The 12,030-nt window shown below is 49.2% G+C and carries 14 protein-coding genes; 3 read left to right on the forward strand and 11 right to left on the reverse strand.

Annotation, left to right across the window (positions count from 1 at the left end):
- Nucleotides 1–2 precede the first annotated feature (2 nt).
- The 6 genes from H8S52_RS09350 to H8S52_RS09375 all read right to left on the reverse strand — a co-directional run bounded on the left by H8S52_RS09350 (nucleotide 3) and on the right by H8S52_RS09375 (nucleotide 3,115).
- A complete protein-coding gene (locus H8S52_RS09350; protein WP_002560983.1) occupies nucleotides 3–320 on the reverse strand; it encodes a DUF4134 domain-containing protein in 318 nt (105 codons plus the stop codon).
- A 201-nt stretch (nucleotides 321–521) separates the two neighbouring features.
- Nucleotides 522–1,250 carry a hypothetical protein gene (locus H8S52_RS09355; RefSeq protein WP_008764732.1) on the reverse strand — a complete coding sequence of 243 codons (729 nt, stop codon included), beginning with the start codon at nucleotides 1,248–1,250 and terminating at the stop codon, nucleotides 522–524.
- 16 nt (nucleotides 1,251–1,266) lie between these two features.
- Nucleotides 1,267–1,620, reverse strand: a complete 354-nt coding sequence (locus H8S52_RS09360; protein ID WP_025880727.1) for a DUF3408 domain-containing protein — start codon at nucleotides 1,618–1,620, stop codon at nucleotides 1,267–1,269.
- A gap of 2 nt (nucleotides 1,621–1,622) precedes the next feature.
- Nucleotides 1,623–2,063, reverse strand: coding sequence for a DUF3408 domain-containing protein (locus tag H8S52_RS09365; RefSeq protein ID WP_002560986.1), 441 nt, complete (start codon nucleotides 2,061–2,063; stop codon nucleotides 1,623–1,625).
- Between the two features lie 2 nt (nucleotides 2,064–2,065).
- A complete protein-coding gene (locus tag H8S52_RS09370; protein ID WP_002560987.1) occupies nucleotides 2,066–2,827 on the reverse strand; it encodes a ParA family protein in 762 nt (253 codons plus the stop codon).
- Nucleotides 2,828–2,863: 36 nt separating this feature from the next.
- Nucleotides 2,864–3,115, reverse strand: coding sequence for a hypothetical protein (locus H8S52_RS09375; protein WP_032529375.1), 252 nt, complete (start codon nucleotides 3,113–3,115; stop codon nucleotides 2,864–2,866).
- Between the two features lie 421 nt (nucleotides 3,116–3,536).
- Here H8S52_RS09375 and mobA point away from each other — a divergent pair, with 421 nt between their 5' ends.
- Genes mobA through mobC form a run of 3 tightly spaced genes read left to right on the forward strand, consistent with a single transcriptional unit; the run spans nucleotide 3,537 to nucleotide 7,231 of the window.
- Nucleotides 3,537–3,965: a conjugal transfer protein MobA gene (gene mobA, locus H8S52_RS09380; RefSeq protein ID WP_002560988.1), complete on the forward strand. Its 429-nt coding sequence runs from the start codon at nucleotides 3,537–3,539 to the stop codon at nucleotides 3,963–3,965.
- Nucleotides 3,944–5,191, forward strand: coding sequence for a conjugal transfer protein MobB (gene mobB, locus H8S52_RS09385; RefSeq protein WP_002560989.1), 1,248 nt, complete (start codon nucleotides 3,944–3,946; stop codon nucleotides 5,189–5,191). Before mobA ends, mobB begins: the two co-directional genes overlap by 22 nt.
- 30 nt (nucleotides 5,192–5,221) lie before the next feature.
- Nucleotides 5,222–7,231: a conjugal transfer protein MobC gene (mobC, locus tag H8S52_RS09390; RefSeq protein WP_002560990.1), complete on the forward strand. Its 2,010-nt coding sequence runs from the start codon at nucleotides 5,222–5,224 to the stop codon at nucleotides 7,229–7,231.
- Between the two features lie 41 nt (nucleotides 7,232–7,272).
- Here mobC and H8S52_RS09395 read toward each other — a convergent pair whose 3' ends face one another.
- The 5 genes from H8S52_RS09395 to H8S52_RS09415 form a co-directional block, all read right to left on the reverse strand.
- Nucleotides 7,273–7,839: a hypothetical protein gene (locus H8S52_RS09395; protein ID WP_002560991.1), complete on the reverse strand. Its 567-nt coding sequence runs from the start codon at nucleotides 7,837–7,839 to the stop codon at nucleotides 7,273–7,275.
- Between the two features lie 16 nt (nucleotides 7,840–7,855).
- The gene (locus H8S52_RS09400; RefSeq protein WP_002560992.1) at nucleotides 7,856–9,019 is read right to left on the reverse strand and encodes a GNAT family N-acetyltransferase; all 1,164 of its coding nucleotides are present in this window, start codon (nucleotides 9,017–9,019) and stop codon (nucleotides 7,856–7,858) included.
- A 9-nt stretch (nucleotides 9,020–9,028) separates the two neighbouring features.
- Nucleotides 9,029–10,480 (reverse strand): ATP-binding protein, encoded by a 1,452-nt coding sequence (locus tag H8S52_RS09405; RefSeq protein ID WP_002560993.1) that lies wholly within the window; start codon nucleotides 10,478–10,480, stop codon nucleotides 9,029–9,031.
- Nucleotides 10,481–10,620: 140 nt separating this feature from the next.
- On the reverse strand, nucleotides 10,621–11,223 hold the full coding sequence (locus tag H8S52_RS09410; RefSeq protein WP_002560994.1) for an RteC domain-containing protein: 603 nt from the start codon (nucleotides 11,221–11,223) through the stop codon (nucleotides 10,621–10,623).
- A 238-nt stretch (nucleotides 11,224–11,461) separates the two neighbouring features.
- Nucleotides 11,462–11,884, reverse strand: a complete 423-nt coding sequence (locus tag H8S52_RS09415) for a dihydrofolate reductase family protein (RefSeq protein ID WP_002560995.1) — start codon at nucleotides 11,882–11,884, stop codon at nucleotides 11,462–11,464.
- Between the last annotated feature and the right edge of the window lie 146 nt (nucleotides 11,885–12,030).

Raw genomic sequence — 12,030 nt, forward strand, 5'->3', positions numbered from 1 at the left:
TATTAAAGGAAGAATGAGCGCAGGATGGTGGCGGCAACAATCAGGAAGATGCACGCGCCGAACCACGAGGCGGCTGTCTTGCTGGTGTCGGGGTCGCCCGATGAAAACTTGCCGTACACTTTTACGCCCCCGATAAGCCCGACGACTGCACCGATGGCGTATATCAGTTTAGTTCCGGGGTCGAAATAAGAACTCACCATAGAGGTGGCTTCGTTGATGCCCGCGATGCCGTTTCCCTGCGCGAAAGCGGAGGCGGTTGCGGCGATGACAAGTGCCGCGGAGAGGATTGCTTTTCTGTTTTTCAAGATGTTCTTGTTCATAAACTGTTCTTGTTTTTTGCCGTCAAAAGGGTGGATGGTCCTTTGTCGGGCGGTTGATACTTTGTTTCTTTACTTTGGTTTTAGTGGATGCCCGTTTGTTTCCACGGACGTGGGCGTGTCCGTTGCGGATAGGGATGCGCCTTGCGTTTCCTCGCCGCGTGGGTTGATGTCATTCTTTCATGTTCATTTCTTTTATTGTTGTCATACATAGTTGCGAATGTCGAACTCCTCGATGTTGTCCGGCACGACGAACTCCTTTTCAGGTTTCTTCAGCCGAATCTCGATAAGCCCCTTGATGCGGATGCCTATCTCCGAAGAGCCTTCCATCATTTTCTCGTACAACTCCGTGCCCTCCATGTCGGTGAACACCTTCGCCGCCTTTTCACGTTCCGCCTGTGTCGCGTCCGGGTTCTTGGCGGTCTTGCAGGCGTCGTCAATCTCGTCAAAGCTGCTGCCCGAAGCCCGTGGCGTGTCCGAGGCGTCCTCTTCCGGTTCGTCGTCCCCGTATCCCAGTTCCTCCGGCGGTATGCTCGTGAAGGTCTCATCGAGTTTTTCCTCCGGAACTTGTGCCGGGCGGGATGCGTTTCCCGTTTTTCCGTCGTCAAAAGTAGCCTCTTCCTCCGACAGCTCAATGCCTTTTTCCATAGTGGCGGCTTCTTGCGTCGGTATGGCAGCGGTTGTCCGGGTGGATGCCATCCTGAAACGGCTCTTGCCGATGATGTCCGCCTTTTCCGCAGGGACTTCCTCGTGTGCCGCTATGCGTTTAGCCTCATTCCCGTCCAGTGACCGCCATAATCCGACAATGCCCTTGAAGAAGCGGACAATCCGCGTGTCCATGATGCGCTCGTAAAGGAGCAGGAACAGGAACCAGAGGTTGCAGCCGACCGATACCGCCAGCAGAATGTCTGTCATGCTGATTGTGTAATTCATATCCTTCCGTTTTTGGTTAGAATACTGAATTATAATTTCGGGCATAAAGGCTCTTTATCGCATCCTCGCACTGGTTGAAGTGATGCGTCAGCACATGGTCGATGTAAGCGGACAGCATAAGCCGGTCATGCCCGATTACACGGGTGATACACATGATACGCTCGTGGTACTCCGGGCGCACATACGCCATCTTCCCCTCACGTGCCTTTACTTCCGAGTCACGGATGAACAGACGTTCATAGTCCTTCTCGCAGCATTTGCCGCTTACCGGGACAGGCGACAGGATTTCCACACTCGCCTGCACTTGGGCAAACATACCTCCGCAGTCTTGCTGTGGTCTTTTTTCATTCGGTGTCATTTCTTTTTCCATTTTCAAATCAGATCTTCACGTTGTTTCTTGTACAGTTCGTTGATTCTCTCCTTGTGCTGTTCCAGATGTTGGCGCAGCACGGTATCCACATAGCCGCCCACCGAGATTTCACCTCCGGCGATGTCGTTCACGATTCTGAGGATTTTGCCGTGGACATCGCGGCTGATATAGACACACTGGCGGGTCTTTATCTCGTTGCGGCGCAGGAACAGCTCGTTATAGTCCTCATCCTGCCTTTTCCGGCGGCCACTTTCCCTCTGCGCTTTTTCCCGTGTTACTGGTTGCACAGGAGGTGGTTCCGGTGCGGCGGTGTCCTCTTCGGTCGGTGCAGCTGCGGGTACTTCCTGTGCGGGGCGCAGTGTCCCGTCCTGTGTGCGCCGCCCGATGGAAGCTAACAGCAGTTCCTCGTCGATGCCTTCCGTGTTCACTTTCCTGCTGCCCATGCTCACTGCGGTCTGATGATGTCGCTTATCTCTTCGGAAAACTCCCGGATGCCACTCCCTTTCAGCAGTGCCGTGTCCATCGGGAAGATGGTGGAGCGGAAAACGCTCTTGCGCTCTTCCGAAAGGTCACGGCGGAACTTCTTGCTGTCGGGCAAGCGGGTGGAAAGTACCGGAAAGCCCATTTCGGCTATCACTTCCTCGTAGATGCCGTACAGGTCGTTCCTCTCCCTGCCGTCCACCATCGTCCAAAACAGATAAAGCCCCTTTGTTTTCGCCTGTCCGGTAGTCATCAGCCTGTCGCGGAACATTGTGACGAATTTCAGGGTACTCTCCACAACAAAGCGGTCGGCACTCAGCGGAGTGAAGATGTAGTCCATCTGCGAGAGCGTCTTTATCACGCCGTTACTACGGAGTGTGCCGGGCATGTCGAAGAACACCACGTCGGGTTTCACGTCCTCAGTGGCAATCATCCTCTCGGCATCGTCGAGGGCGTTCACCGCATTGCTCTTGACGATGGTGTAGGCGTTCTTTTTCATCCGGCGGAAATGGTCGCAAGCGAGAGCCTTGAAGTAGGTGCTGCTGTCGATAAGCCCCATTTCGTGTTCGCGCAGCCCGTGGATGCTGTGCTGCGGGTCGTCGCAGTCCACGACGGCGACATTGTAGCCTTTCACGTTGTGCAGGTAGCTGGCGGCAAGTGCCGTGACAGTGGATTTGCCGATGCCACCTTTCTGTGTTGCGAATGCAACGAAGATTTCCTTACTCATAGTTCCATTTATTTTAATTGTTGAAGATTTCTTTTTCTATTTATATGCGGATTTGGTTGCTACATTATCCGCTTCAGTGAACAGACACATGGGCGGGTCATCGCGTATCCGGTTCTGTGGTGAAGCGGTGCGGCGAACAAGTGATGAATGACGACACTGCGTCATGAAGTCATTGAATCTGTACTTCACCAGATTGTCGGATAACCGGGGTTCCGACGGTTCGGGTATCCGCTTCGGCAAGTATCCGCCGAAGCGATTGTCCGGGTATTTGAATGTTCCTTTTCTCATATTTTCAAATCGTTCGTTTCTTGAATCATGCTGCAAATAAACAAGTATATTTTGGAACCTGTATCACTTCTCCGGCAAGTGGCAGCACGTTGCGCCGGTTGGCAGTCATTGACCGGGTCAAGCATCTGTCCAATACAGCTTTAAGGGCGTAACTTTGCCCCCCGGACAGCAGGGTTCGCCGATGGTGCGCGGCCCGGAGTCCTGAAAGGTATCTTCCCATCCGTCCCCTGACGGATTTTTATGTTCACCTGAACATAGCAAGGTATGTTTTCAGCCGCTCAAAATATTTTGAGCATCCCGGAAAACGCCTTGCCCTTGCAGGGGGCGGGCTTTCCCTCCGAAGTCGGAAAGCCTTTCAGAACTGCGGTGCTGTGATCCGAAGCGGCGGCTTATGCCGTCAATCCGCTAAATCCAAAGTAATATGAAAGAGAAAAGGAAAAGCAAAGCAGGGAGAAATCCCAAACTTGATCCGGCGGTGTACCGTTACACCGTCCGTTTCAACGAGGAGGAACACAATCGTTTCCTCGCCATGTTCGGAAAATCGGGTGTCTATGCACGGTCGGTTTTCCTCAAAGCGCACTTCTTCGGACAGCCGTTCAAGGTGCTGAAGGTGGACAAGACGCTGGTGGACTATTACACCAAGCTATCGGATTTTCATGCGCAGTTCCGCGCCGTGGGTACGAATTACAACCAAGTCGTGAAGGAACTGAGGCTGCATTTTTCAGAGAAAAAGGCGATGGCGTTGCTCTACAAATTAGAGCAACACACCGTCGAACTCGTGAAACTGAGCCGCCGGATTGTGGAACTTTCAAGGGAAATGGAGGCGAAATGGTCGCAAAAATCAGTGTAGGAAACTCGTTGTACGGCGCGATTGCCTATAACGGGGAGAAGATTAACGAGGCGCAGGGGCGGTTGCTTACGACCAACCGCATCTACAATGACGGTTCGGGAAAGGTGGACATCAACAAGGCGATGGAGGGTTTTCTCACCTTCATGCCGCCACAGATGAAGGTGGAGAAGCCGGTGGTGCATATTTCGCTCAACCCACATCCGGAGGATGTGTTGACCGATGCGGAATTGCAGGATATAGCCCGCGAGTATCTGGAAAAACTCGGTTTCGGCAACCAGCCTTATCTTGTTTTCAAGCACGAGGACATCGACCGCCACCACCTGCACATCGTGACGGTGCGGGTGGACGATAACGGGAAATGTATCAGCGACAAGAACAACTACTATCGTAGCAAACAAATCACCCGTGAGCTGGAGAAGAAATACGGGCTGCACGGCGCGGAGCGCAGGAACCGCCGGCTTGACACGCCGCTAAGCAAGGTGGACGCATCGGCAGGTGATGTGAAGAAGCAGGTGGCTGGCACTGTGAAGGCTCTGAACGGGCAGTACCGTTTTCAGACGATGGGCGAATACCGTGCGCTCCTTTCCTTATATAATATGACGGTGGAGGAAGCGAGAGGCAACGTGCGCGGACGGGAGTATCACGGGCTGGTTTATTCCGTCACGGACGACAAGGGTAACAAGGTGGGCAACCCGTTCAAGTCCTCGCTTTTCGGGAAGTCCGCAGGTTATGAAGCCGTACAGAGAAAATTTATCCGTTCCAAATCAGAGATTAAGGACAGGAAGCTCGCCGACATGACGAAACGCACCGTTCTTTCCGTGCTGCAAGGCACTTATGACAAGGACAAATTTGTATCCCAACTCAAAGAGAAGGGCATCGACACCGTACTGCGCTACACGGATGAAGGGCGTATCTATGGAGCGACGTTTATCGACCACCGCACAGGATGTGTACTGAACGGCTCTCGCATGGGCAAGGAGCTTTCGGCGAATGCCTTGCAGGAACACTTCACCCTGCCATACGCCGGACAACCGCCGATACCGTTATCCATCCCTATGGATGCTGCGGACAAGGCATACGGACAGACCGCATACGACCGTGAAGACGTATCGGGCGGAATGGGCTTGCTCACTCCCGAAGGTCCGGCGGTAGATGCTGAGGAAAAGGCTTTCATCCGGGCGATGAAGCGCAAAAAGAAGAAAAAGCGCAAGGGCTTGGGTTTGTAATCGGAGTATCAACAATTAAAAAATCAATGTATGTCACAACAAGAAGACGATTTGAGGGCATTGGCGAAAATCATGGATTTTCTGCGTGCCGTGAGTATTATTTTAGTGGTTATGAACGTGTACTGGTTCTGTTACGAAGTCATCCGGCTGTGGGGCGTGAACATCGGTGTGGTGGACAGAATCCTTCTGAACTTCGACCGCACGGCGGGGCTGTTCCATTCCATACTGTACACAAAGCTGTTTGCCGTCCTGCTGCTTGCCCTGTCCTGTCTGGGTACAAAGGGGGTCAAGGGAGAGAAAATCACTTGGGGAAGAATATGGACGGCACTCGCCGCCGGGTCCGTGCTGTTTTTCCTAAACTGGTGGATACTGGCTCTGCCGCTTCCGATTGAGGCGGTGATGGGGCTGTATGTCCTTACCATCGGTACGGGCTATGTCTGCCTGTTGATGGGAGGTCTGTGGATGAGCCGTCTGTTGAAACACAATTTGATGGAGGATGTTTTCAACAACGAGAACGAGAGTTTCATGCAGGAAACAAGACTCATCGAAAGCGAGTATTCGGTCAATTTGCCGACACGCTTCTATTACAAAAAGCGTTGGAACAACGGTTGGATCAATGTGGTGAATCCCTTCCGTGCGTCCATCGTGTTGGGTACGCCGGGCAGCGGCAAGTCATACGCCGTGGTAAACAATTTTATCAAGCAACAGATTGAAAAGGGCTTCTTGATGTACGTGTATGACTTCAAATTCAGCGACTTGTCCACCATTGCCTACAATCATCTGCTGAACCACCCTGACGGCTACAAGGTGAAGCCGAAGTTCTATGTGATCAACTTCGACGACCCGCGACGCTCTCATCGGTGCAATCCCATTCACCCGGATTTTATGGAAGATATTACGGACGCCTACGAGAGTGCCTATACAATAATGCTCAACCTCAATAAAACGTGGGTGCAAAAGCAGGGTGACTTCTTTGTGGAATCACCTATCATTTTGTTCGCCAGTATTATATGGTATCTTAAAATCTATCAGAACGGGAAATATTGCACGTTTCCCCATGCCATCGAATTTTTGAACCGCCGCTACGAGGATATTTTTCCGATACTGACTTCCTATCCCGAACTGGAGAACTACCTTTCCCCGTTCATGGATGCGTGGCTCGGAGGGGCTGCGGAGCAGCTCATGGGGCAGATAGCGTCGGCAAAAATTCCGCTTTCGAGGATGATTTCACCGCAGCTCTATTGGGTGATGTCGGACAGCGAGTTTACGCTGGACATCAACAATCCCGAAGAGCCGAAAATCCTATGCGTGGGCAACAATCCCGACCGTCAGAATATCTACGGGGCGGCTCTCGGATTGTATAACTCCCGCATCGTGAAGCTCATCAATAAGAAGGGGATGCTGAAGTCGTCGGTCATCATAGACGAGCTGCCGACGATATATTTCAAAGGGTTGGACAATCTTATAGCTACCGCCCGAAGCAACAAGGTTGCCGTGTGTCTGGGATTTCAGGATTTCAGCCAGCTGGTGCGCGACTACGGTGATAAGGAGGCGAAAGTGGTGATGAATACGGTCGGTAACATTTTCTCCGGGCAGGTGGTAGGTGAAACGGCAAAGACACTATCGGAACGATTCGGTAAGGTGTTGCAGAAACGGCAGTCTATCTCCATCAACCGGCAGGATGTTTCCACCTCCATTAACACGCAGATGGACGCGCTTATCCCGCCCAGCAAGATTTCCGGTTTGACGCAGGGAATGTTTGTCGGTTCGGTGTCCGACAACTTCAACGAGCGTATCGAACAGAAGATTTTCCACTGCGAGATTGTGGTGGATGCCGATAAGGTAAAACGGGAGGAAAGTGCCTACAAGAAAATCCCCGTTATTACCGATTTCACTGACGCAGACGGCAACGACCGCATGAAGGAAACGGTGCAGGCAAATTACCGGCGCATCAAGGAGGAGGTGAAGCAGATTGTTCAGGAGGAATTGGAGCGCATCGCGGGCGATGACAACCTGAAGCATCTGTTGCAGCAGAAGTAACCTATTAAAATAAGGGAGGATAGCTAAAATCCTCCCTTATTTTAATATTCCTCCAAAAGTTTATTTTGACGTAAATCTTCAATGTAACATGCTAAGTTACTTGAAACTTTATTAAATACTTTATCAAGATATGGGATGATATTTTCCAAATTCAATTCCAACTCTAACGGGAAACTATGATATTGATGTAAAAACCTTGTGATGTCATTTCTTTCTGAAACAGATAAAAGCAAAAATGGATTACTGTTTTTATAATATACCATTGCTGAAAGATGAATAAAAGCGCATCCTAATTTATAAACAAAAAAAGGCCAGCCATAAAATTTATCAGCTAAATCCACCATTTGTTTATCGGTCACGACTTTCTTTGTATTGGGATAAGACCATTTTATTCCCTCCAAAGTTTGGTTTATAAAATGCTCTCTAAGGTTTAAGTCGCTAATTGACAACAAAAACATAACTCTTACCATAGAATCTAATTCTTGACGCAGAATAGATATTACCTGCCCATATAATTGTTGTTGCAACAAAATATTTATAGCGCAAGAATGTTCTCCTGACCTTTGAGTAACTATATCGCAAAATAAATTAATATTATTTGTTTTCATTGTTGAGTGATTTCGCTTATAAGATATAGGATTTACTATTGGTTGCCACATATATCTGATGCGGCATTTCTTTTTCGTTGTATATTATTGTATGGTTGTCGCACAAGGTCATTCCCAGCCTTTCAACCACACGGATGGATGCCACGTTTTCCGGTCGGATACTGCAACAGACAGTTTTCAGTTCCAGCTCTCCAAAGGCGTATTCCAAACACGCGCGGGCGGCTTCCGTACCGTAACCGTTATGCCAGTATGTGTTATCGAGTATATAGCCAAGCTCGACAGTCTCGTTCCCGTTTAGGGTACTATTCATCAGACCGGCTTGTCCTATCAATGCGCCGCTTTCTTTCAGTATGACGGCAAAATATCCGAACCCGTCCTTGCGGTATCGGATGAGTTGCCTGTTTATCCATTTGCGCACGTCCTTTTTGGTAAAGCCGTGTTCCCAAGCGTACATGACTTCCGGCTTTCCCATTATGGCAAGGAGTGCGTCCATATCCTTACGGGTTATCCTGCGGATAAGCAGCCGTTCCGTTTCCATGACGACCAGCGATGCGGAATAGGTCTTTATCTCAAATCCGTCCTCTTTCCATTCCTTCACAAGCCTGTTGATCGTTTCTTCCACCAGACTGTCATAAGCGGCATCGGGAATAACCTTTATAAAAAAGGTGTCACGGGTTTCTTTCATGACCCATTCGTTGATGTCTTTCAGTTCCTTGCCTTCGGGAATGTAATTCTTGTGTATCATGAACTCGTTGATGTTGTCCGCCAACAATTCTTCCAACTGATAACGGATGTCATCCTCCAGTTCGGCAAATGGTATGGTTTCCTCTTCATAGATGCCTTCTATTAAAACATCATCCTCTTCCATATCCTCGTCCGGTGTCTGATTGCCCCGTTTCATGTCCAACATATCCTGCGCGAACTGCCCGGATTCCTTGTCCTTGTACTTCTTGGCATATTTTTCCAGCAGTTCCCAGTCCTGACGGCTCATCGGGCATTTGAAAACGGCTCGTTCCACCTCGTTACAGCGCACCATGTCCGCCTTCACATCATCGGGAAGCGACCGGCATTCCTTGCAGATATGCCGCGAGTGTCCTTTGCCGCTGAATTGCTCGTTGGCTTTGTACTCGCTACAAATCCGACAGTAATGCCCCTGTTGTTTCTTCTTTTTCGCCACCATACCCCGTTATTATATCAACAGTTCTTTTCCTTTATCGGTAAGACGATATTTCTGCCGGGGATGTTTCGGATTTTCCGGGTAAATAGGCTCTACCAAATTCTGCCTTATGGCTGGATACAGATATAGTTCTAAAAAATTACTTTTGTCCTTTAATCCTATCACACACATAATCTCTTTGGTTGAAAGTGTCTGTGTGCCGATTGCAGACAACACCTTTTCCACCTGTGGGGTAACTGTGGGGTGACTGTGGGGTAACTGTCGGGTAATTGTCGGGTCGTGCCCCACAGTTTTTCGGGTATAGCGGAAAATAACCCATACACTATTTCCATCTGTATGAAACTCCGGATCGGGAATGCCGACACGCCGGCATTCGCTTATCATAAGCCCGATGCCTCGTCCCCAGCTTTCCAGAACCTCGCTTTTATACAGAACATTCGCAATAATCAGGTTTTGAGGTTCTGAATTATGCCCGCTCAATAACTTTTCCATTGTTATATCCGGCGGAAAAGTTCCACTGTTCTCAATCTCCACACGGTCATCATAGATGGCAATTCCTACCGAACTGCCGGGACGGTGGTATGAGCGGTGGCAAAGGGCATTTGTGCAGCATTCCCTCAATGCCTTGTAAGGAATCTCAAGCTCTTCCTCCCGATACAAGCCTTCAACTTTGCCCGAAAGGGAAAGATGCTTGAAAAAGAACGACATTGCAGTGTCCAGCAGTGTGTAGATATTGCCAGTGGTACGCTGATTGTCTATAAACTCGTCTTTTGTAGTTCCTTTGAAACGCGCCAACCGAAGCAGGCACTGGGGATAGAAGTAAAAATCACGACCGAACAAGACTGCGGAAGCATTATTCAGTTTTCCGTCATGTAACAGGTTGAATTTTTCGAGTATGGTCGGCAAATCCTCCCTTATGGTGGCTTCGGGTAGGCGACCGCACCGGATGCCTCCACGTACCGCTCCCATAATGGCATGTTCATCAAGGTCAGTAACTTTGATGTCGGGATTCGTCATCGCCTCCCAAGCGTATTTCCCACCTCGCTGCATAAGCAGTTGGTTATATACGTCTTGCGGCATGGAGGATGTCACGCTCTCCAATCGAAGATAAGCCCGTCCCTTATAGGAGAACGGACGCATATAACGTTGGCTGTCCGCAGACAAGGCTATCACACTCTTGTCTGTATTTTGGATACTGATATACGAAACTTCGAGTGTGGCAAATGGTTCAAAACGCCGGATGGCTTCCGCAATATCACGCTTCGTCTTGTCGCTCACTTCCTGCCCGATGATCTTTCCTTTGTCGGTCACACCGAACAACACCGTGCCACCTTCGCTGTTAAGGAAAGCGCAGAGCGTTTCCATGCCGCGCTCCAACTGCCCGGTGGTTTCCTTGAACTCCACCTGCCCGTTTTCCTTTTCGGCTATCAGTTGTTTTACTATATCGAGGTTGTCTATGTTCATATTCAATTCGTAACAATTGTACAAAGATAGCGTTTTTCGCTGAAATTCGGGGCAATAGCGCGCCGAAAACGCCCTTTTTCGTATAGATTTTACTCAAACGGGAGAACAGCATGATACCATTCTCCCGCTTATACCTGATTTTATCTTCTCATACGTTCCAGCTCTTCATCGCGCAGCATTCTCTCGTTCAGTTTCTCCTGCATCTTGTCGAGGAAATAGGTACGGCTTTCGTTTTTCCGACGTTTGATGTCGGTATAGAAGCGGTAGCAATCCTTCGACTCAATACCGAATATCTTGTAGAGAATCGGGGCGAGCTGTTTTAGCGGCATATTGCCGTTGTTGATACAGCCCATCTCGTCTATGCCGTAGATAAGTTCCACGAGGTCGATGGCGTTGCCCGTCCAAAGAAGGCTGGCGGTGGTTTCTGTTGCGTTGTTGGCGGATATTAGTGGTGGCACTTGGGGCGTGGCAAGGAATTTCTGCATCTTTCTTACGAAAGACAGAGCCTTGCTGACGTAGGCGGCAATCTCTCTTCTTTCTTCTGACAGATTACGCACCGGATGGTGCTGCAACTCGATTTCGATGTAGGCAAGCGCGATGACGGTAAGGTTCATGTCCATGCCGCCGTTGCACAGTTCTATTACTTGGGTGGCGAAAGCCGTGTATGCTTTTTCCATATTGCAGTCTCCGGCTTCGTTTATCCGGCGGAAGAACTCGGTTTCCGCCAATAAAAAATAATTCATGTCCTGTCAATTTTGAAATTTTACACTCTGTTTTCGGTATGCGCACATGAATATAATTGGCAAAAAACGCGGCAGAAAACAAAAAATCCAACGCTCAATTTTACAAAGTGTTGTATTTCAGTGGTATAAAATTCAATATTTTTTCACAGGGACAAATTATCTCCGACTTAAATTGTTTGTAATCAGAACATTTATTCTATTCTTGAAAATAAAAATGTATGCTTGCCGCACATTTTGGCTATCTTGCTTTTTTATCAAGGATGTAGATAATGCGGCATACACCGTTGGGAAAACTTTTCAAAGAGGAAAGCGTCCAGTGTTGCTCTGGCAGAGCCGACTTAAAAAAATGTCGTCCGCTTCCGGATATGAAAGGAACGGTGTATAGTATGATTTCATCCACAGCGTGCATACGCAGTAGTCCGTTTATATAGTCTGCCGTGTCCGGTGTGGCTTCCGCGAGGTAACGGATGTTTGTGCCGTCTTTTCTCCATTCGTGCAGCATTGAAATGGAATAGTCTGGTGTCACGCGGTAAAGGGCGTTCTTCCTGATTTCATCAAGACCGCAACGGTCAAGGCACAAATCCTGATGTGCTTTATAATATAACTCTGAAGAAAGACATCCGTCCATCGTCAGTACGGCGAGAATCTGAACTTTACCCATAATCGTTACCTTTCATTAGGCAAGGGCAAAAAAGTAGCGTGCAATTCACACTACCTTCAAGCGATGGCTCTGGTAAAGCCTTTACGGAGAGTACGTGAATGCACGCTATGCGTAAGCATAGCATAAGCATCACGCAATCGTCTCCG

Origin of the sequence: Bacteroides sp. NSJ-48, from assembly GCF_014287405.1 — a bacterium.
Classification (GTDB): domain Bacteria; phylum Bacteroidota; class Bacteroidia; order Bacteroidales; family Bacteroidaceae; genus Bacteroides; species Bacteroides stercoris.